Annotated in this window: 20 protein-coding genes; 8 read left to right on the forward strand and 12 right to left on the reverse strand. The window is 73.1% G+C overall.

The window, feature by feature from the left end:
- Positions 1-174 precede the first annotated feature (174 nt).
- Both AB0F01_RS23620 and AB0F01_RS23625 read right to left on the reverse strand, forming a co-directional pair.
- On the reverse strand, positions 175-483 hold the full coding sequence (locus AB0F01_RS23620) for a hypothetical protein (protein ID WP_362099126.1): 309 nt from the start codon (positions 481-483) through the stop codon (positions 175-177).
- Between the two features lie 8 nt (positions 484-491).
- Positions 492-1,130: an ATP-dependent Clp protease proteolytic subunit gene (locus AB0F01_RS23625; RefSeq protein WP_362099129.1), complete on the reverse strand. Its 639-nt coding sequence runs from the start codon at positions 1,128-1,130 to the stop codon at positions 492-494.
- A gap of 69 nt (positions 1,131-1,199) precedes the next feature.
- Here AB0F01_RS23625 and AB0F01_RS23630 point away from each other — a divergent pair, with 69 nt between their 5' ends.
- Positions 1,200-1,496 (forward strand): type II toxin-antitoxin system Phd/YefM family antitoxin, encoded by a 297-nt coding sequence (locus tag AB0F01_RS23630; protein ID WP_362099132.1) that lies wholly within the window; start codon positions 1,200-1,202, stop codon positions 1,494-1,496.
- A 193-nt stretch (positions 1,497-1,689) separates the two neighbouring features.
- On the opposite strand, the gene AB0F01_RS23635 is transcribed toward AB0F01_RS23630, so the two are convergent.
- A complete protein-coding gene (locus AB0F01_RS23635; RefSeq protein WP_362099135.1) occupies positions 1,690-2,415 on the reverse strand; it encodes a lysophospholipid acyltransferase family protein in 726 nt (241 codons plus the stop codon).
- Between the two features lie 638 nt (positions 2,416-3,053).
- On the opposite strand from AB0F01_RS23635, the gene AB0F01_RS23640 reads away from it, so the two are divergent.
- Entirely contained in the window at positions 3,054-3,506 is a 453-nt protein-coding gene (locus tag AB0F01_RS23640) for an RpiB/LacA/LacB family sugar-phosphate isomerase (protein ID WP_362099138.1), read from the forward strand.
- A 410-nt stretch (positions 3,507-3,916) separates the two neighbouring features.
- Here AB0F01_RS23640 and rocD read toward each other — a convergent pair whose 3' ends face one another.
- The 3 genes from rocD to AB0F01_RS23655 all read right to left on the reverse strand — a co-directional run bounded on the left by rocD (position 3,917) and on the right by AB0F01_RS23655 (position 6,578).
- Complete coding sequence (rocD, locus tag AB0F01_RS23645; protein WP_362099141.1) at positions 3,917-5,143, reverse strand: ornithine--oxo-acid transaminase; 1,227 nt, start codon at positions 5,141-5,143, stop codon at positions 3,917-3,919.
- A complete protein-coding gene (ddaH, locus tag AB0F01_RS23650; RefSeq protein ID WP_362099144.1) occupies positions 5,140-5,952 on the reverse strand; it encodes a dimethylargininase in 813 nt (270 codons plus the stop codon). The genes rocD and ddaH overlap by 4 nt, the downstream gene beginning before the upstream one ends.
- Before the next feature lie 113 nt (positions 5,953-6,065).
- Positions 6,066-6,578: an Lrp/AsnC family transcriptional regulator gene (locus tag AB0F01_RS23655; RefSeq protein ID WP_362099147.1), complete on the reverse strand. Its 513-nt coding sequence runs from the start codon at positions 6,576-6,578 to the stop codon at positions 6,066-6,068.
- A 119-nt stretch (positions 6,579-6,697) separates the two neighbouring features.
- Here AB0F01_RS23655 and AB0F01_RS23660 point away from each other — a divergent pair, with 119 nt between their 5' ends.
- The 4 genes from AB0F01_RS23660 to AB0F01_RS23675 are packed head-to-tail and all read left to right on the forward strand — an operon-like array spanning position 6,698 to position 10,771.
- Positions 6,698-7,468: a LytTR family transcriptional regulator DNA-binding domain-containing protein gene (locus AB0F01_RS23660; RefSeq protein ID WP_362099150.1), complete on the forward strand. Its 771-nt coding sequence runs from the start codon at positions 6,698-6,700 to the stop codon at positions 7,466-7,468.
- Positions 7,469-7,484: 16 nt separating this feature from the next.
- A complete protein-coding gene (locus AB0F01_RS23665; protein WP_362099153.1) occupies positions 7,485-7,841 on the forward strand; it encodes a hypothetical protein in 357 nt (118 codons plus the stop codon).
- Between the two features lie 15 nt (positions 7,842-7,856).
- A complete protein-coding gene (locus AB0F01_RS23670) occupies positions 7,857-9,569 on the forward strand; it encodes a cation acetate symporter (protein WP_362099156.1) in 1,713 nt (570 codons plus the stop codon).
- Entirely contained in the window at positions 9,566-10,771 is a 1,206-nt protein-coding gene (locus tag AB0F01_RS23675; protein WP_362099159.1) for a histidine kinase, read from the forward strand. The genes AB0F01_RS23670 and AB0F01_RS23675 overlap by 4 nt, the downstream gene beginning before the upstream one ends.
- A gap of 124 nt (positions 10,772-10,895) precedes the next feature.
- Here AB0F01_RS23675 and AB0F01_RS23680 read toward each other — a convergent pair whose 3' ends face one another.
- From AB0F01_RS23680 to AB0F01_RS23700, 5 genes are all read right to left on the reverse strand, one after another.
- Positions 10,896-11,069 carry a hypothetical protein gene (locus AB0F01_RS23680; protein ID WP_362099162.1) on the reverse strand — a complete coding sequence of 58 codons (174 nt, stop codon included), beginning with the start codon at positions 11,067-11,069 and terminating at the stop codon, positions 10,896-10,898.
- Positions 11,070-11,534: 465 nt separating this feature from the next.
- Positions 11,535-12,485, reverse strand: a complete 951-nt coding sequence (locus AB0F01_RS23685) for a cytochrome c oxidase assembly protein (RefSeq protein ID WP_362099165.1) — start codon at positions 12,483-12,485, stop codon at positions 11,535-11,537.
- Positions 12,486-12,594: 109 nt separating this feature from the next.
- The gene (locus AB0F01_RS23690; RefSeq protein WP_362099167.1) at positions 12,595-13,620 is read right to left on the reverse strand and encodes a 6-phosphofructokinase; all 1,026 of its coding nucleotides are present in this window, start codon (positions 13,618-13,620) and stop codon (positions 12,595-12,597) included.
- 201 nt (positions 13,621-13,821) lie between these two features.
- Complete coding sequence (locus AB0F01_RS23695; protein WP_362099169.1) at positions 13,822-14,550, reverse strand: glutamine amidotransferase; 729 nt, start codon at positions 14,548-14,550, stop codon at positions 13,822-13,824.
- A gap of 48 nt (positions 14,551-14,598) precedes the next feature.
- On the reverse strand, positions 14,599-15,837 hold the full coding sequence (locus AB0F01_RS23700) for a MurT ligase domain-containing protein (protein ID WP_362099171.1): 1,239 nt from the start codon (positions 15,835-15,837) through the stop codon (positions 14,599-14,601).
- A 146-nt stretch (positions 15,838-15,983) separates the two neighbouring features.
- On the opposite strand from AB0F01_RS23700, the gene def reads away from it, so the two are divergent.
- Positions 15,984-16,526, forward strand: coding sequence for a peptide deformylase (def, locus tag AB0F01_RS23705; protein ID WP_362099174.1), 543 nt, complete (start codon positions 15,984-15,986; stop codon positions 16,524-16,526).
- A gap of 4 nt (positions 16,527-16,530) precedes the next feature.
- Here def and AB0F01_RS23710 read toward each other — a convergent pair whose 3' ends face one another.
- Positions 16,531-17,172 carry a TetR family transcriptional regulator gene (locus tag AB0F01_RS23710; RefSeq protein WP_362099176.1) on the reverse strand — a complete coding sequence of 214 codons (642 nt, stop codon included), beginning with the start codon at positions 17,170-17,172 and terminating at the stop codon, positions 16,531-16,533.
- Positions 17,173-17,344: 172 nt separating this feature from the next.
- Here AB0F01_RS23710 and AB0F01_RS23715 point away from each other — a divergent pair, with 172 nt between their 5' ends.
- Entirely contained in the window at positions 17,345-18,571 is a 1,227-nt protein-coding gene (locus AB0F01_RS23715) for an acyl-CoA dehydrogenase family protein (RefSeq protein ID WP_362099179.1), read from the forward strand.
- The last annotated feature ends 45 nt before the right edge of the window (positions 18,572-18,616 follow it).

Genomic DNA, 18,616 nt, shown 5'->3' on the forward strand with positions numbered 1-18,616 from the left:
GGCGGAACGACTCATTCCGGCCACGGTCCGCGCGTGGTGCGCAAGCCGGACGGGCCGGAAACCGGTGGTGCGTCTACGCCGCTTGGGGGTACACCGTTCGGTCCGTTTCAACTCCGTCCCCGACGTGCCGTCGAGCCGCCGCGCCCCGGGGCGGCCCGGCGGACCCGACCTGCGTCAACTGCCGGAAGCGGGCGGCAGGGTGACGCGTCCGGTGCGCCGCTCGCCGTCCAGCACCCTCAGGGCCCGGGCGAGGGTGGCGGCGTGCAGTTCGCGCTCGCCCCGACGGTGCATCAGGGCGAGCGCGTCGCGCAGGGCGGCGGCCGTGCCCACCAGCGCCTGGGCGGCCCGCAGGGCGCCGTAGGTGTCACCGTCGCGGGCCGGGTTGATCCGGCCGACCAGGTCGACGGCCTGCAGGTAACGGTCGATCAGCTCCGCCTCGGCCCGGGTGAGGGCCGGCAGCGGCGGCAGTTCGGGAAGCAGCACGTGTCGTCTCACCTCGCACCGGACGTCGTGGCCCGCGTGCGGCGACGGTCCGGTACGACGCTGTCCGCCAGGCCGTACTCCACCGCCGCCGGGGCGCCGAGGACCAGGTCGCGCTCGAGGTCCGCACGCACCCGCTCCGCGCTCCGGCCCGTGTGCCGGACCAGGATCTCCTCGGTGCGTGCCCGGACCCGCTCCAGTTCGGCGGCGTGCACGGCCAGGTCGTCCGTACGGCCCTCCACGGGCTCCGGCAGCGACGGCTGACGCAGCACCAGCCGCGCCCCCGGCAGCACGAACCGCTTGCCCGGGGTGCCCGCCGCCAGGAGCAGGGCGGCGGTGCCCTCCGCCCGGCCGAGGCAGACCGTCTCCACGTCGCAGCTGATGAAGCGCAGCGTGTCGTAGAGCACCGACAGGGCGTGGAAGGAGCCGCCCGGCGCGTTCACGTACAGCGAGACGTCCCGCTGCGGGGCCTGGTGCTCCAGATGCATCAGTTGCGCCGTCGCGTCGTGCGCGGCGGTCTCGTCGAACGGCGTGCGGAGGAAGACGATCCGCTCCTGGAGCAGCTTCGTGTACGGATCCGTGGTCCGGTGCCCCGACGCGGTGCCTTCGGTGAACTCCGGCAGGGCGTGGCGGGCGGACGGCAGGGTCATGGCGAACCCCTCCTGACAGGCTGTGGGAGTAAAAAATGTACAGGACGTACATCCCGTTAGGATGGGGGAATGGCCTACGAGATTCCGGTGACGCGAGCCAGGGCTGAGCTCGCCGACCTGATCAACCGCGTGGTGTACGGCGACGAGCGCGTCGTCGTGACCCGGCACGGCAAGCCCCTGGTCGCCCTCGTCCCCGCCGACGACCTGCGCCGTCTCGAAGAACTCGAGCGGAAGGGGGAGGCCGCCGAGGAGGCGGGGGAGCAGGTGGTCAGCACGCTGTCCGGGGTGCGCGAGGTCGCGTCCGCCCCGGGCGAACAGCACCGCTTCGGGATCACCGCGGAGCACCGGGGGTCCGCGCCGTCCTGATCCCGGTGGCCACCGCTCCGGATCTCCGCCCGGGTGCCTCGGCCGCTGCGGGCAGGTCGCCGCTTAGGGTGCCGTCAGTGCCGCGGACACGGGAGGCCGGGCGGGTCCCGCGCGGCCACGGGGCCGCCCGGAGCACGCGGCGGGGGAGGGACCGGCCGGTCCTTCCCCCTCGGTTCGCTCGGCCTCGGTGCGCTCAGCGCAGTGGCAGCCGCCGCGCGCGGCGTTCGCCCGCCGCCTTCCGCTCGGCGTCCGCGGCCTTGGCCGCCGCCGCGTACTGGTCGACGTACTCCTGCTCGGACAGCGTGAGGATGGCGTACATGATCTCGTCCGTGATCGCCCGCAGGATCGCCTTCTCGTTCTCCATGCCCGCGTAGCGCGAGAAGTCCAGGGGTTCGCCGAACCGGATCACCACGGGGTGGATGTGCGGCACCACCCGGCCGGGCGGCTGCGCCTCGAACGTGCCGATCATGGCGCACGGGATCACCGGGACGCCCGCCTTCAGGGCCATCACCGCGACTCCGACCTTTCCCTTGTAGAGGCGGCCGTCGTGCGAGCGCGTCCCCTCGGGGTAGATGCCGAGCAACTCGCCCTTGGACAGCACCCCGAGCCCTTCCCGGATCGCCGCCTGGCCCGCTTCCTTGCCCGAGCGGTCGACGGGGATCTGCCCCGCGCTGCGGAAGAAGGACGCCGTGAGCCGCCCCTTGATGCCGGGGCCGGTGAAGTACTCGGCCTTGGCGAGGAAGGTGATGCGCCGTTTCAGCACGGCGGGCATCAGGAAGTGGTCGGAGAACGACAGGTGGTTGCCTGCCACGATCGCGGCACCGGACGACGGCACGTTCTCCAGACCTTCGATGCGGGGCCGGAACACGAGTCTGAGCAGCGGCCCCAGCAGCACGTATTTGAGCAGGTAGTAGAACAAGGCACGCTCCTCGGCTCCGGCGGACCGGTGGGCCGCCGTCTTCCAGCAGGTCGACCGGCACGTGGCGGGGTGTCAGTCTAGTGCGGCGGCAGGCAACGCGGACGTTGCCTGCCGCCGCACTGGGTCCGGGCAGCGCCGCCCGGTACCAGGTCCGACGGGGCGGCGCGCGGTGCCGCCCACGCGCGGCACGACGCCCGACCACGCGTGTGCCGGTGGGGACTTGTGCGGCTGGGGTGGTCCGCGGGCACAGCCTCGTGCCGGACCGGGGCCGACGGCAACCCGGTCCCTCGCGGGTGACCGGATCCGAGGGGTGGCCGTGACGGGTGGAGGGTGCCCGGTTCCCTTCGCCGGATGCCGGTGCGGGGCTCCTCGCCGGGGTCGTGTCCGGACCGGCCCGAGGGCCGGTCGCGGGCCGGGGGAGTCCGGTGCCGTGCCGTGCTGCGCGGACCGCGCGGACCGCGGGGGCCGCCGACCCGGCCGGCCGCGCACCTGGCCTGCGGTGCGGCGCGGTGACCATGCCGGGGCGCCGGGGCGCGGGGACGCGGCGGGTGTCGGGGGCCGCGGGCCCCGCGTGGTCCGCGCGGCGGACGGGAATGTGACGACAGGGCCTCTGGTGTCGCGGCACTAGGCTCGACGGTATGCGTATCTCCGTCTCCTCCGACATGGACGAACCCGTGGCCAGGGCTCTGGTGGCCGCCCTGCGGGAGCGCGGCCACGAGGTGCGCCCGCACGGTGCCCTGAAACCGGGCGACGACCCGCAGTGGGCGGTCTGCTCCGAGGCCGCCGCCCGGGAGGTCGCCGCGGGAACGGCCGACCAGGCCGTGGTGTGCTGCTGGACCGGCACCGGTGCCTCGATCGCCGCGAACAAGGTGCCCGGCGTGCGGGCCGCGCTGTGCACCGACGCCTACACGGCGGACGGCGCGCGCCGCTGGAACGACGCCAACGTGCTGGCGCTGAGCCTGCGGCTGACGTCCCCTCCGCTGCTGGAGGAGATCCTCGACGCCTGGTTCGCCGGGCAGCCCAGCGAGGACGCCGACGACCTCGGCAACGTCCGGCACGTCCAGGACCTCGACACCCCGCGCGCGCACTGACAGCCCGTCCGCACCCCGTCCTGGTCCCCGCCGTCGACCACCTGGCAGGTCGGTGAGCGGCCCCGGAGGAACCGCGGCCGGGCCGGGCCCCCGGGGGGCCCGGACGGCTCGGATGACCAGCTCGCCGGCCAGCGGCTCCCTGGTGGAGACCGCCTCCCGGCGTGGTCCTCGTCGCTCGCCACGGCCGGCCTCGCGCGCCGTTGGGGTGGTCCACGGCCTCCTGCCCCGTCTCCCCTCCAGGCGGTGCGGGCGGCCCCCGGAGCGAGTGCCGCAGACCACCGGCAACCTCAGTGACCGCCGGGCCGCCGAAGCCGCCGGGCCGCCGGAGCACGGCGGACCCGCAGGCCGCCCGGACCCGGCCCCGGCCGCGTGCCCCGTGCCCCTGGCCACCGTCCCGTCGGCCCCGCGGGTCAGGCCCCCCGGCTCAGCACCTTCTCCAGGGTTTCCAGGGCCCCCGACAGCTCGTCCGCGGTGATCGTCAGCGGGGGCGCGATCCGGATGGTGGAACCGTGGGTGTCCTTGACCAGGATCCCCTCGCGCATCAGGCGCTCGCTGACCTCGCGCCCGGTGCCGAGCGCCGGGTCCACGTCCACCCCGGCCCACAGACCGCGCGAGCGGAAGCCGACGACGCCCTTGCCCACCAGCGACTCCAGGCCGCCGCGCAGCACCACGCCCAGCTCGGCCGCCCGGCGCTGGAACTCGCCCGTCTCCAGCAACTCCACCACCGCCGTGCCGACCGCCGCCGCGAGCGGGTTGCCGCCGAAGGTCGACCCGTGCTCCCCGGGGTGCAGCACCTCCAGCACCTCGCGGCGGGCGACCACCGCCGACACCGGGACGATGCCGCCGCCCAGCGCCTTGCCGAGCAGGACCACGTCCGGGACGACCGCCTCGTGCTCCACGGCCAGCGTCCGGCCCGTGCGCCCCAGACCCGACTGGATCTCGTCGGCGATGAACAGGCAGTTCTCCCGGCGGGTCAGCTCCCGCACCCCGGCCAGGTAGCCGTCGTCCGGGATGATCACCCCGGCCTCGCCCTGGATCGGCTCGATCAGCACCGCCGCCGTCGTCGCGTCGACCGCCTCCTCCAGCGCCGCCAGGTCGTTGTAAGGGACCACGCGGAAGCCGGGCGTGAAGGGGCCGAAGCCGCCGCGGGCGACCTCGTCGGTGGAGAAGCTGACGATCGTCGTGGTCCGGCCGTGGAAGTTGTCGGCCGCCACCACGATCGTGGCCCGGTCCGCCGGGACGCCCTTGACGTCGTAGGCCCACTTGCGGGCCACCTTCACGGCGCTCTCCACCGCCTCCGCGCCGGTGTTCATCGGCAGCACCATGTCCAGCCCGGTCAGCGCCGACAGCCGCTCCGCGAACTCCGCCAGCCGGTCGTTGTGGAAGGCCCGCGAGGTCAGGGTCAGCCGGTCCAGCTGGCGGTGCGCGGCGTCGATCAGCTCCGGGTGCCGGTGGCCGAAGTTGAGCGCCGAGTAGCCGGCCAGCATGTCCAGGTAGCGGCGGCCCTCCACGTCCTCCACCCAGGTGCCCTCTGCGCGGGCCACCACCACGGGCAGCGGGTGGTAGTTGTGCGCGAGGACCGGCTCCTCGGCACCGATCAGGTCGGCGGACGAACGGGTGCGGGCGGCAGTGGTCATGAGCGGATCTCCTGAGTGCAGCACTTGATGCCGCCGCCGGCCTTGTGGAACTCCGACAGGTCGACGGGGACGGGATCGTAACCGCGGTCGGCGAGCCGGCCGGCGAGGGCCGTCGCCCCGGGCGAGATGAACACGTGACGGCCGTCCGAGACGGAGTTCAGGCCGAAGGCCATCGCGTCCTCGCGGGTGGCGAGCACCGCGTCCGGGTACAGCCGGGCGAGCACCTCGCGGCTGCCGGGCGAGAACGCCTCCGGGTAGTACGCCACGTTCTCGTCGTCCAGCACGAACAGCGCCGTGTCCAGGTGGTAGAAGTACGGGTCCACCAGCGTCAGGCCGATCACCGGCACCCCGAAGTGCTCCTGCACCTCGCGGTGCGCCTCGGGCGTGGTGCGGAAGCCGGTGCCGGCCAGGATCCAGCGCCCGGCCGGAACCAGGTCCCCCTCGCCCTCGCACACCGACTCGGGGTGGTGCACCTCGTAGCCCTCCGCCTTGAACCACGCCTCGTAGGCCGCGGACTCCGGGCGACGCTCCGGCGCGTGGAAGAGGGAGCCGAACACCTTGCCCTCGACGACGACCGCCGCGTTGGCGGCGAACACCATGTCGGGCAGACCGGGGACGGGCTTCACGTTCTCCACGGTATGGCCGTGGTCCCGGTACGCGTCGACCAGCGACCGCCACTGGCGCCGGGCCAGCGGGACGTCGACGGGACGGTCGGGGTGCATCCAGGGGTTGATCGCGTAGCGCACGGCGAAGTGTCTGGGTTCGCAGACGAGGTAGCGCCGCGGGCTCGGCACACGGGGATCGGACACAGAGGGTTTCCTCCGCTTCCACACGGTGACGACGGGGTGAGTCCACGGTAGAAAGCGGGCAGGGACGCCGACAAGCGACAACGGCTGCGCGTCCACGCACGAACGCTGCGTCTTCAGGCGTTCGGACGCACGTCTGCTGCGTGGCCCGGGGCGGGCTGGCTCGCTCCCGCCTCCGGACTGTCCGGCAGCAGGTGGGACAGCACCATGACGCTGATCGTCTTCCGCACGAACGGCTCGGCACGAATGCGTTCCAGCACCTCCTCGAAGTGCTCCACGTCCCGGGCCCGCACGTGCAGCAGCGCGTCCGCCCCGCCGGTCACCGTCATCGCCGCGGCGATCTCCGGATGGTTGCGGACCACCTCCGCCAGCCGTCGCGGCGGTGCCGCCCCCTCGCAGTACACCTCCACGTACGCCTCGGTCCGCCAGCCCAGCGCCGACGGCTCCACCGTCGCCGTGAACCCGGTGATCACCCCGGTCTCCCGCAACCGGTCCACCCGGCGCTTGACCGCCGTCGACGACAGTCCGATCGCCGCGCCGATCTCGGCGAAGGACGACCGGGCGTTCGCCATCAGCGCGTTGACGATCTTGCGGTCGAGGTCGTCGAACGGCGTGGGCCTGCTGTTCATGGCGGCACTGTATCCAGCCCGGCCCGCCGCGACCGGCAGCCGCGTCGGCCACCCTGTCCTGCGGATACGACCGCCCCGGGACATGTCCAGACGTGACGATCGGCCCTAGACTCCCGGCCATGCTGCGCGCCCTCGCCGTCGACGACGAACGCCCCTCGCTGGAGGAACTGCTCTACCTGCTCAACGCCGACCCCCGCGTCCGCAGCGCCGAGGGCGCCGGTGACGCCACCGAGGCGCTGCGCCGCATCAACCGGGCACTGGAATCGGGCCCCGACGGGCCCGACGCCATCGACGTGGTCTTCCTCGACATCCAGATGCCGGGCCTGGACGGCCTCGACCTCGCCCGGCTGCTCTCCGGGTTCGCCCGGCCGCCGCTCGTCGTGTTCGTCACCGCCCACGAGGACTTCGCCGTCCAGGCCTTCGAACTCAAGGCCGTCGACTACGTCCTCAAGCCCGTCCGCAAGGAACGCCTCGCCGAGGCGGTCCGCCGGATCGCCGAACGGCGCGTCCCCGCCCCCCGCGAGAGCGGCCCCCGCATCCCGGTCCACGAACCCGACCCGGACCACATCGCCGTCGAACTCGGCGGCGTCACCCGCTTCGTGGCCGTCGACGACATCACCCACGTCGAGGCCCAGGGCGACTACGCCCGGCTGCACACCGACCGGGGCAGCCACCTGGTGCGCATCCCCCTGTCCACCCTCGAGGAACGCTGGCGCTCCCGCGGCTTCGTGCGCATCCACCGCCGCCATCTGGTCGCCCTCGCCCACATCGGCGAACTCCGCCTCGACGCGGGTACGGTGAGCGTGCTGATCGGCTCCGAGGAACTCCAGGTCAGCAGACGGCACGCCCGCGAACTGCGCGACCTGCTGATGCGCCGGACCGCGGGCTAGGGGAGGAGGAGACGCCATGCCCCAGGACCCGACCGAGCGCCGGGTGGTCGTCACCGGCCCGCCCCGCCGGGCCCGCCGCTCCTTCGGCTACTACCGGCCGCGCACCGAGATCGACGAGCAGACCACCCTCGGCCACACCTACGTCCGCTCCCTGATGCGCATCCAACTGCGCGCCGGGCTGACCGTGTTCGCCGTGCTGGCGCTGCTCATCGGACCGCTCCCGCTGGTCTTCGCCGCCGCCCCCGACGCCCGCCTGGAGTGGGGAGTGCTCGGCTTCGGCCTGTACGTGCCCCTCGTCCTGCTCGCCCGCTGGTACGTGCGCCGCGCCGAACGCAACGAACGCGACTTCGTGCGGCTCGTCGAGGACCGCTGACCCCGGTCCCCTGCCGTGAACTCCAGCTACGCCGTCCCCGCCGTCGCCCTCGTCCTCGTCTCGACCGTCCTCGTGGGCGCCTTCGGCCTGCGCATATCCCGCACCACCTCCGACTTCTACGTCGCCTCCCGCACCGTCGGCCCCCGTCTGAACGCCGCCGCCATCAGCGGCGAGTACCTCTCCGCCGCCTCCTTCCTCGGCATCGCCGGCCTCGTCCTGGTCCAGGGCCCGGACATGCTCTGGTACCCGGTCGGCTACACCGCCGGCTACCTCGTCCTGCTGCTGTTCGTCGCCGCCCCGCTGCGCCGCTCGGGCGCCTACACCCTGCCCGACTTCGCCGAGGCGCGGCTGGCCTCACAGGCGGTGCGGAGGCTGGCCGGCGCCTTCGTCGTCGGCGTCGGCTGGCTCTACCTGCTGCCCCAGCTCCAGGGCGCCGGACTCACCCTCACCGTGCTGACCGGCGCCCCCGACTGGCTGGGCGGGGTGAGCGTCGCCGTCGTCGTCACCGCGATCGTCGCCGCCGGCGGGATGCGCAGCATCACCTTCGTCCAGGCGTTCCAGTACTGGCTCAAACTCACCGCCCTGCTGGTCCCCGCCCTCTTCCTGGTGCTCGCCTGGCAGGGCGACGGGGCGCCCCGCCACGCCTTCGACGAACCGGCGGCCTTCCGCGAGCAGCGCGTCGTCCGGGTCGAGGACAGCCTCACCCTCCGGCTCGACGAACCGCTCACCGTCACCGTCGACGGCACGGTCGACGGCCGCCGCCACCGACGGGCCGAGGTCGCCCTGCCCGCGGGCACCCACCACATCGCCGGCGGCACCCGCCTCACCTTCGCCGAGGGCACCGACGTGCCGTCCGCCGGGCGCGGCGCCGACGACGCCCTCTCCCCGTCCCGCGCCGAGTCCCGCGAGGAGCGCCCGCTGTACGCCACCTACGGCCTGATCCTCGCCACGTTCTTCGGGACCATGGGCCTGCCGCACGTCGTGGTGCGCTTCTACACCAGCCCGCACGGTGTCGCCGCCCGCCGCACCACCGTCGCCGTCCTCGGCCTGATCGGCGCCTTCTACCTGCTGCCCCCGGTCTACGGCGCCCTCGGCCGCCTGTACGCCCCCGAACTCACCCTCACCGGCGACGCCGACGCCGCCGTCCTGCTCCTGCCCCAGCTGATGATCGGGGGAGTGGGCGGCGACCTGCTCGGCGCGCTGGTCGCCGGGGGAGCGTTCGCCGCGTTCCTGTCCACCGCGTCCGGACTCACCATGGCCGTCGCCGGGGTCCTCACCCAGGACGTGCTGCCGTCCCGGGGCGTGCGGCACTTCCGGCTTGGCACGGTGCTGGCCATGGCCGTCCCGCTCGGCGGCAGCCTCCTCGTCGGCGGACTGCCGGTGGCCGACGCCGTGGGCCTGGCCTTCGCCGTCTCGGCCTCGTCGTTCTGCCCGCTGTTGGTCCTCGGCATCTGGTGGCGGCGCCTCACCCCGCCCGGCGCGGCCGCCGGGATGCTGGTGGGCGGCGGCTCCGCCTTCCTCGCGGTCGCCGCGACCATGGCCGGCTACCCCGGCGAGGGCGCCTGGCACGCCCTGCTCGCCTGGCCTGCCCTGTGGTCGGTTCCGCTGGGTTTCCTCACCATGATCTTGGTGTCCCTGGCCACCCCCGGCCGGGTGCCGCCCGGCACCGCCGCCGTCCTGGCCCGCTTCCACCTGCCGGAGGAACTGCGCACGGAGGTGTCCACGTGAGCGGCTTCCTGGCCGGACTCCTCGTCGCCGTCCTGCCCCTGCTGGCCGCCGGGTTCTGGCTGGGCCGGCGCACCGCGCGCCCGGCCGGCCTGGCCGGCCTCGGCACCGACGTCGAGCACGCCACCTTCGAGACCCTGCACACCGCCTCCCTCGCCACACCCCCGCTGCGCGCCGGCCTCACCGAGGAGACCGCCCGCAAGGCGGCCCGCAAGCTGCGCTCGCTGCTCGGCACGGACGCCCTGTGCCTCACCGACCGCGAACGGGTCCTCGCCTGGGACGGCGTCGGCTCCCACCACCGCGCCGAGATCATGGAACGCCTCACCGGGCCGCTCGACTCCGGCCGCGGCGAGGCCTTCCCGCTCGTCTGCGACACCCCCGACTGCACCGTCCGCTGGGCCGTCGTCGCCCCGCTCACCGTCGACGACCGGGTGCACGGCGCGCTGGTGGCGTGCGCGCCACGGGAGTCCGCGGTGCTGGTGCGGGCCGCCGGGGAGGTCGCCCGCTGGGTGTCCGTCCAGCTGGAGCTGGCCGACCTCGACCAGTCCCGCACCCGGCTCATCGAGGCGGAGATCCGGGCCCTGCGCGCGCAGATCTCGCCCCACTTCATCTTCAACTCGCTCGCCGTGATCGCCTCGTTCGTGCGCACCGATCCCGAGCGCGCCCGGGAGCTGCTCCTGGAGTTCGCCGATTTCACCCGCTACTCGTTCCGCCGGCACGGGGACTTCACCACCCTCGCCGACGAACTGCACGCCATCGACCACTACCTGGCCCTGGTGCGCGCCCGCTTCGGCGACCGGCTCGCCGTGACGCTGCAGATCGCCCCCGAGGTGCTGCCCGTCGCCCTGCCCTTCCTCTGCCTCCAGCCGCTGGTGGAGAACGCGGTCAAGCACGGCCTGGAGGGCAAGGCCGACACCTGCCACATCCGCATCACCGCGCAGGACGCCGGCGCCGAGGCCCTCGTCGTGATCGAGGACGACGGCGCCGGCATGGACCCCGAGCTGCTGCGCCGGATCCTCGCCCGCGAGGCCGGCTCCACCGGGGGCATCGGCCTGTCCAACGTGGACGACAGGCTCCGGCAGGTCTACGGCGACGACCACGGACTGGTGATCGAGACCGCCGAGGGGGCGGGCATGAAGATCACCGTCCGGCTGCCGAAGTACCAGCCCGGGGTCCATTCCGGAGGACGTCTCGCCCCGAAGTGAGCGGGGACGAGGGCGAGCGGGGACGGAAGTGAGGGGGGACGGAAGTGAGGGGGGACGGGAAATGGGTGGGGACGGGAAATGGGTGGGGGGCGGGTGAGCAGGACCGTTCCGCCACGCGCGGGCCTCAGCTGCGCGTGGCCGCCATTCCGAGCGTGATCACGCCCAGGACGACCCAGCCGAACCACAGCCAGCCGTTGCTGCCGAGCGCCACCGTGTAGGCCGTCACGGCGACGAGCGCGCCGATGGTGAGCGCTCCCATGGTCTTCACCTGGGTGGAACCGTTCGCAGAACCGGGCATCGCGACACCCTCCTCATGGTTCGGTTCCCTCCATGGTGCCCCCGTTCCGCCGCTTCACGGTGCGCACGACGACGTGAGGGCCGTCTTGCCCCGCTTTGTCGCCGATGTGGGCCCCGGACCCGTACCGGTCGGGGCCGAAGCCGCGGGCCCGCGGCGGGGCCTCCCGCGAGCAGGCCGGGACGGCCGCTCCGGACCGGGCGGCGGACGGCGGGACGCCCTCACCCGGTCGGGTGAATCCGAGGGCCTGCCCCCGTACCGTCCGCAACCGGCGTCGGCCGCACCGCCCCGTCGGACGCCCTGTCCGGACGGTCCCGGCGCCCCGGCGTCACGGTGCCGGCGAACACGGCGCCGGACCAGTGGCGGCCGGCGGGCCGGACACCGGCCCGTCCGCCCCCGGCACCGGACGGATCGCGCGCCTCCTGCCCGTCTCGGACCCCACCCTCCCCGCACACGGCGGGAGCGACCTCAGCCGCCGCGTGCGTGCAGCGAGGCCAGGTAGGCGTTGTACGCCTCGAGCTCCTTGTCCCCGTCCCGGTCGGCGGCCCGGTCCTGACGCTTGGCCTGCCGCTTGTCGGAGGCGTACCACTGGAACAGCAGCGCTATCAGCACGATCACGGACGGCACCTCGCTGAACGCCCAGGCGATGCCGCCCGCCGCGTTCTGGTCCGCGAGCGCGTCGATGCCCAGCGAGGCGGGCGGGTTCGCGTACGTCGAGACCAGCGGCGTGGTCGCCATCATCAGCGCGATGCCGAAGAACGCGTGGAACGGCATGCCCGCGAACAGCTCCAGCATCCGCATGAGGTGGTTCGGCCGGTGCGGGCCGGGGTCCACACCCATGATCGGCCAGAAGAAGACCAGTCCCACGGCCAGGAAGTGCACCATCATCACGACGTGCCCCACCCGGGAGCCCATCAGGAAGTCGAACCCGGGGGTGAAGTACAGCGCGTACAGGCTCGCGATGAACATCGGGATGGTGAACAGCGGGTGGGTGATCACCCGGATGTACCGGCTGTGCAGCAGCTTCAGCAGCAGTTCGCGGATTCCCGTGCGGCCCCGTCCGGCCGTCGGCAGGGCGCGGAGCGCCAGCGTGATCGGGGCGCCGAGCAGGATCAGGATCGGTGAGACCATGCTGATCACCATGTGCTGCACCATGTGCACGGTGAACATGACCATGCCGTAGTCGTTGAGCGCGGTGCACATCATCAGCCCGACGCTCAGCACACCGAGGACGAAGGACACGGTCCGCCCGACCGGCCACTTGTCGCCGCGCCGGGTGAGGCGCACCACGCCCCAGACGTAGAGGGCCAGCCCCAGGAGGCAGGCGACGAGGAAGAAGGGGTCCGCCGACCAGGCGAGTCCGCGTCCCAGCGTGAACGGCGGCAGATCCATCGTCATGCCGTGCCCGCTGTGATCCATCCGCCGGCTCCTGTTTCGTGGGGTTGTGCGCTGTCTGTCCGGACCCAGACTAGAACCGCCCCCGGCCGCGGCTGCGACCGGGGGCGGCTTCAGTGTCCGCGCGCCGTGGCTACAGCACGCACTGCGACTCGGCGTACCGCTCCCCGGGCACCGTCTTGAGCGTCTCGACGGCCTCGGCCAGCGGCACCGTCACGATGTCCGTCCCGCGCAGCGCGGTCAGGTGTCCGAACTCACCGCGGTGCACGGCCTCCACCGCGTGCCAGCCGAACCGGGTGGCCAGCACCCGGTCGTACGCCGTCGGCGTGCCGCCCCGCTGGACGTGGCCGAGGATCACCGGCCGGGCCTCCTTGCCGAGGCGCGACTCGAGTTCGAGGGAGAGCTGGCGCGCGATCCCCGCGAACCGCTCGTGGCCGTAGACGTCCTTGCCGCCCTCGTCGAAGTCCATCGTCCCGGGCCGCGGCTTGGCGCCCTCGGCGGCCACCACGATGGCGAACCGCTTGCCGGCCGAGAACCGCGCGCCGATCTTCGCGGTCAGCTCGTCGATGTCGAACGGCCGCTCGGGCACCACGATCGCGTGGGCGCCGGCCGCCATGCCGGAGTGCAGCGCGATCCAGCCCGTGTGGCGGCCCATGACCTCCACGATCAGCACCCGCTGGTGCGACTCGGCGGTGGTCTTCAGCCGGTCCAGGGCCTCGGTCGCCACGCCGACGGCGGTGTCGAAACCGAAGGTGACGTCCGTGCCGGCGATGTCGTTGTCGATGGTCTTCGGGACGCCCACTATCGGCAGGCCGTTGTCCGACAGCAGCCGGGCCGCCTTCAGGGTGCCCTCGCCGCCGATCGGGATGATCGCGTCGAGACCGAGTTCCTCGACGTGGCCGCGGGCCCGCTCCACGCCGTCCCGCAGGTGCTCGGGGCGGACGCGGGAGGAGCCGAGGATGGTGCCGCCGCGGGCCAGGATGCCGCCCACCGCGTCGAGGTCCAGCTTGAGGTAGTCGCACTCCAGGAGGCCCTTCCAGCCGTCCCGGAAACCGATGACCTCGTCGCCGTGGTCGACGACGGCACGGTGCACGACCGACCGGATGACGGCGTTCAGTCCGGGGCAGTCACCGCCGGACGTGAGGACACCAATGCGCATAGCCCGAAACAACCTTCTCGAGTGGGCCGGGACCGGACCGCGCTGTCCGGTTCGATCCCCGCCACCCTAGCCCCACCCGGGGGCGGGGCCGTAGCGCGCGTCCGCCTGCTGGACGACCCCGCTCACCTGTGCGGACCAGCCGTCAGACGGGCCCGGTGAGGCGGCCCCGAACGCGGGTGCGGGCAGGCGGACGACGCGTCGCTACGCGGGCTGCTGCGCGGCGGCGATGCGCTCGTTGCGCAGGGCCTCGTACCAGCGGTCGTCGGTCGGCGGCAGCGCGTTGACGTCGAGCGCCAGCTTCAGCAGCAGGTCCGCGATCTGCGGGTTGCGGGCCAGCACCGGGCCGTGCATGTAGGTGCCGAACACCGTGTCGTTGAACGCGCCCTCGGTGCCGTCCCCGGTGCCGTTGCCGTTGCCGAAGCGCACCTGGGCGAGCGGGCGGGCCGTGGGGCCCAGGTGGGTGACGCCCTGGTGGTTCTCGAAGCCGGTCAGCGGGGGCAGGCCCAGCTGCGGGTGGATGTCCGCCAGCACGTCCCCGACGCACCGCTCGCCCTCGCCGCGCACCGACACCACGTCCAGCAGCCCGAGGCCGGGCTCGCGCTGACCGAGGTCGTTGATGAACTCGTGGCCGAGGATCTGGTAGCCGGCGCACACCGAGAAGACGATCGCGCCGTTCTCCACCGCCCGGTGCAGTCCGCCGTCCCGGCGCAGTCGCTCCGCCGCGAGCCGCTGCGGGCGGTCCTCGCCGCCGCCGATCAGGTAGATGTCGCCGGAGGTCGGGATCGGCTGGTCGCTGCGCACGTCGAGCCGGGCCACGTCGAGCCCGCGCTGCCGGGCCCGGCGCTCCACCACCAGCACGTTGCCCTGGTCGCCGTAGGTGCTGAGCAGGTCGGGGTAGATCCAGACGACCCGCAGACTGTTGTCGCTCATGAAGTCACTGTCCTTGTGAGTACGTCGTGCGTCGGGGGTGCCGGGACGTCAGTTGCCGACGCGACGGCGCAGGTCCTGGAAGGCGGTGTAGTTGGCGATGACCTCGATCCGGCCGGGCGGGCACTGCCGCACCGCCTCGTCGAGGTTCTCGCACACCTGGAACTGCTGGTCGGCGACCTCCAGGCGCACCGCGAGGTCCAGCTTCCGGTCGCCGACCACGCAGATCGGGTGGCCGGTCAGCCGGGTGTAGTCCACGTCCCACAGCCAGGAGGTGTCGGTGCCGTCCGCGGAGCGCGCGTTGACGGAGAGGATCACCGGGGTGGGCGGCGGGTCGATGAGCGAGAACGTCTCCAGCCAGCCCGCGGGGTTCTTGGCGAGCAGCAGCCGCAGGTCGCGCCCCTGGAACTGGACGACGTCGTAGCGTCCGGCCACGGCCTGCACCTGGTACATGCGCTCCAGGGCGACCTGCGGCGGCACGCCGAACACGGCGGCGACGGCCGCGGAGCTCGCCGCGTTGGCCTTGTTGGCCCGGCCGGGCAGCTGCAGGTGGATGGGCCACGCGGAGCCGTGCGGGTCGAGGACGTGGTCGCCGGACAGGGCCCAGCTCGGGGTGGGGCGGCGGAAGCCGCACTCGCCGCAGAACCAGTCGTCGCCGGGGCGCTGCATCACACCGCCGCAGGACGGGCAGGACCAGGCGTCGTCCTTCCACATCTGGCCGGCGGCGACCCAGATCACGTTGGGGGAGGAGGACGCGGCCCACACCACCAGCGGGTCGTCGGCGTTGGCGACGATCACGGCCTTGGTACCGGCCAGGCCCTCGCGCCAGTTCTCCGCGAGCATCCGCGTCTCGGCGGCGCGGTCGAGCTGGTCGCGGGACAGGTTGAGCAGCGCGATGCACTTGGGGTCGGTGGCCTGGGCGACGCCGACCAGGTACTTCTCGTCGACCTCTATGACGCCGAAGCGGGACTCCGCGCCGGCCGCGAGGGCCGAGGTGATGCCCGCCGGCATGTTGGCCCCGAGGGCGTTGGAGACGACCGGCCCGGCCGCCTTGAGCGCCTCGGCGATGAGCCGGGTGGTGGTGGTCTTGCCGTTGGTCGCCGAGACGAGGGTCACGTCCAGGTGCTGGGCGAGCCGGGCCAGGAGGTCGGGGTCGAGTTTCAGCGCCACCCGGCCGCCGATCACCGAACCGCTGCCCCGCCCGGCGGCGCGCGATGCGGCCGCGACCGCCTTGCCGGCGGTCACGGCCAGCTTGGCCCGCGGCGTGAGCGGGTCCGAGTTGCCTGCCATCAGTTCTCGATCCTCCTTGCGTACGCGCCGCGCCGGTGGGGACGGCCACGTGGTGTGGGCCTCAGCCTATCGAGATCGCTCCGCGCTCCAGAACGGCGGCACCGCCGTACGACGGGCGTTGCCGCAAGGACCGTACCCTTGCCGCCATGCGACACGGTTCCATCCCCGGCGTCCGAGGGCGCGTGCGGCCCCTCACCCTGCTCGGCGACCCGGTGCTGCACGCCCCGTGCCGGGAGGTCACCGACTTCGGCCCCGAACTGGCCCGCCTGGTGGAGGACTTGTTCGCCACGATGTACGCCGCCCACGGGGTGGGCCTGGCCGCGAACCAGATCGGCGAACCGCTGCGGGTCTTCGTCTACGACTGTCCCGACGACGAGGACGTCCGGCACCTGGGCCACGTGGTGAACCCGCGGCTGACCGTGGCGGACGGTGTGGTGGTGCGCGGTCCGGAGGGCTGTCTGTCCCTGCCGGGCCTGGAGGCGGGCACCGAGCGCCACGACCACGCGGTCGTCGAGGGGTTCACGGTGACCGGCGAGCCGGTCACCGTCCACGGCACCGGGTTCTTCGCCCGCTGCCTCCAGCACGAGTGCGACCACCTGGACGGCCGGGTCTACGCCGACCGCCTGACGGGGTGGCGCCGGCGCCGGCTGCTGCGTCGGGCCGCACGGGCGCCGTGGAGCGGTCGCTGAGCCGTCAGAAGCCGGGTCCGCCGGCCCGGTCGCCCGCCGCCGCCAGCCGGCCCCACAGCAGGTCCGCCAGTCCGGCGACCAACTCGGCCCGGGTGCAGGGGCGTTCGCCGAGCCACCAGTCACCGGCCGCGTGCATCATGCCGACGATGCCGTGGCCCCAGACGCGGGCCAGCTGGTGGGTGGCCGGTCCGAGGTCGAGGCGTTCCTCGATGACCTGGGCGAGTTCCTCGCCCATCCGGCGCAGCAGCGGCGCCGAGTGCTTGCCGACGTCGAAGCCCTGTTCGCTCGGCGCGCCCTCCGCCGGGTGCATCAGGAAGCGGTACACCTGGGGGCGCAGCTCGATGGCCGCGAGGTAGGTGTCCAGGGTGGCCTCGACCCGCTCGCGGCGGTCGGCGGGGGCGTCCAGCGCGGCCCGCAGCGAGTCCAGCAGCGCGTCGGTGTGTCGTTTGGCCAGGGCGGCGTACAGTCCTCCCTTGTCACCGAAGTGCCGGTAGAGGATCGGTTTGGTGATGCCGGCCTCGGCGGCGATGGCGTTCATCGAGGCTCCCGGGCCGTCGCGCAGCACCACCCGGTCGGCGGCCTCCAGCAGCTCGCGCCGGCGGCGGTCGGCGGACCGCTGCTGGTCGGTCCGCTGTGTGGTGTTCATGTGCTCTCCCCACCCGTGCTGATTCGGTGACGCCTGCGCAAACTAGCACTGACGGCGTCCGGGCCCTCGGACGGGATACGGGCGGCCCCGGGGAGTTGACATTCCCTACCGCCCGGTAACAGACTGCGGTTACCGCAAGTAACATCGTACGTGTGCCGCCGCTGGAGGAGTCATGGCCGAGTTCACCATGGAACTCAACGACGAACAGAAGGAGGTGCGGGACTGGCTGCACGGCTTCGCCGCCGACGTCATCCGCCCCGCCGCCGCCGAATGGGACGAGCGTGAGGAGACTCCCTGGCCGGTCATCCAGGAGGCCGCCAAGGTCGGCATCTACTCCCTCGACTTCTACGCCCAGCAGTACTTCGACCCCACCGGCCTCGGCATCCCCATGGCCATGGAGGAACTGTTCTGGGGCGACGCGGGCATCGCCCTGTCGATCGTCGGCACCGGCCTCGCCGCCGTCGGCGTCCTCGCCAACGGCACCGAGGAGCAGATCGGCACCTGGATCCCCCAGATGTACGGCGACGCGAGCGACGTCAAGGTCGCGGCCTTCTGCTCCTCCGAGCCCGACGCCGGCTCCGACGTGGCCTCCATGCGCACCCGCGCGGTGTACGACGAGGCCAAGGACGAGTGGGTGCTCAACGGCACCAAGACCTGGGCCACCAACGGCGGCATCGCCAACGTCCACGTCGTCGTCGCGGTCGTCGACCCGGACCTCGGCTCCAAGGGCCACGCCTCCTTCATCATCCCGCCGGGCACCCCGGGCCTCTCCCAGGGCCAGAAGTTCCAGAAGCACGGCATCCGCGCCTCGCACACCGCCGAGGTGGTCCTGGACGACGTGCGCGTGCCCGGCTCCTGCCTGCTCGGCGGCAAGGAGAAGCTGGACGAGCGCCTGGCCCGCGCCCGGGAGAAGGCGAAGCAGGGTGGTGAGCGCGTCAAGAACGCCGCGATGGCCACCTTCGAGGCGTCCCGCCCCGCCGTCGGCGCCATGGCGGTGGGCACCGCGCGCGCCGCCTACGAGGTCGCCCTGGAGTACGCCACCACCAGGGAGCAGTTCGGCCGCCCGATCATCGACAACCAGGGCGTCGCCTTCCAGCTCGCCGACATGCGCACCCAGATCGACGCCGCCCGCCTGCTGGTGTGGCGCGCCTCCTGGATGGCCGTCAACGGCAAGCCGTTCACGGCCGCCGAGGGCTCCATGTCCAAGCTGTTCGCCAGCGAGACCGCCAAGAAGGTCACCGCCCAGGCGATCCAGATCCTCGGCGGAAACGGCTACACGCGGGAGTACCCGGTCGAGCGGATGCACAGGGATGCCGCTATTTACACGATCTTCGAAGGGACGAGCGAGATCCAGCGCCTGGTGATCGCCCGCACCCTGTCGGGCATGCCCATCCGCTGACGGGCGGGAGCCGGACGGGCGACGGCCCGGTGGTGCGGGAAGCAC

It is taken from the genome of Streptomyces sp. NPDC029526, assembly GCF_040637405.1.
Classification (GTDB): Bacteria; Actinomycetota; Actinomycetes; order Streptomycetales; family Streptomycetaceae; genus Streptomyces.

Excerpts from the sequence above, each read along its gene's own strand:
- AB0F01_RS23710 (WP_362099176.1), bottom strand. The coding sequence starts at position 17,172 with ATGAACACCACACAGCGGACCGACCAGCAGCGGTCCGCCGACCGCCGC.
- AB0F01_RS23715 (WP_362099179.1), top strand. The coding sequence starts at position 17,345 with ATGGCCGAGTTCACCATGGAACTCAACGACGAACAGAAGGAGGTGCGG.
- AB0F01_RS23695 (WP_362099169.1), bottom strand. The coding sequence starts at position 14,550 with ATGAGCGACAACAGTCTGCGGGTCGTCTGGATCTACCCCGACCTGCTC.
- AB0F01_RS23665 (WP_362099153.1), top strand. The coding sequence starts at position 7,485 with ATGCCCCAGGACCCGACCGAGCGCCGGGTGGTCGTCACCGGCCCGCCC.
- AB0F01_RS23655 (WP_362099147.1), bottom strand. The coding sequence starts at position 6,578 with ATGAACAGCAGGCCCACGCCGTTCGACGACCTCGACCGCAAGATCGTC.
- AB0F01_RS23640 (WP_362099138.1), top strand. The coding sequence starts at position 3,054 with ATGCGTATCTCCGTCTCCTCCGACATGGACGAACCCGTGGCCAGGGCT.
- AB0F01_RS23690 (WP_362099167.1), bottom strand. The coding sequence starts at position 13,620 with ATGCGCATTGGTGTCCTCACGTCCGGCGGTGACTGCCCCGGACTGAAC.
- AB0F01_RS23660 (WP_362099150.1), top strand. The coding sequence starts at position 6,698 with ATGCTGCGCGCCCTCGCCGTCGACGACGAACGCCCCTCGCTGGAGGAA.
- AB0F01_RS23625 (WP_362099129.1), bottom strand. The coding sequence starts at position 1,130 with ATGACCCTGCCGTCCGCCCGCCACGCCCTGCCGGAGTTCACCGAAGGC.
- AB0F01_RS23680 (WP_362099162.1), bottom strand. The coding sequence starts at position 11,069 with ATGCCCGGTTCTGCGAACGGTTCCACCCAGGTGAAGACCATGGGAGCG.
- AB0F01_RS23685 (WP_362099165.1), bottom strand. The coding sequence starts at position 12,485 with ATGGATCACAGCGGGCACGGCATGACGATGGATCTGCCGCCGTTCACG.
- AB0F01_RS23700 (WP_362099171.1), bottom strand. The coding sequence starts at position 15,837 with ATGGCAGGCAACTCGGACCCGCTCACGCCGCGGGCCAAGCTGGCCGTG.
- AB0F01_RS23630 (WP_362099132.1), top strand. The coding sequence starts at position 1,200 with ATGGCCTACGAGATTCCGGTGACGCGAGCCAGGGCTGAGCTCGCCGAC.
- rocD (WP_362099141.1), bottom strand. The coding sequence starts at position 5,143 with ATGACCACTGCCGCCCGCACCCGTTCGTCCGCCGACCTGATCGGTGCC.
- def (WP_362099174.1), top strand. The coding sequence starts at position 15,984 with ATGCGACACGGTTCCATCCCCGGCGTCCGAGGGCGCGTGCGGCCCCTC.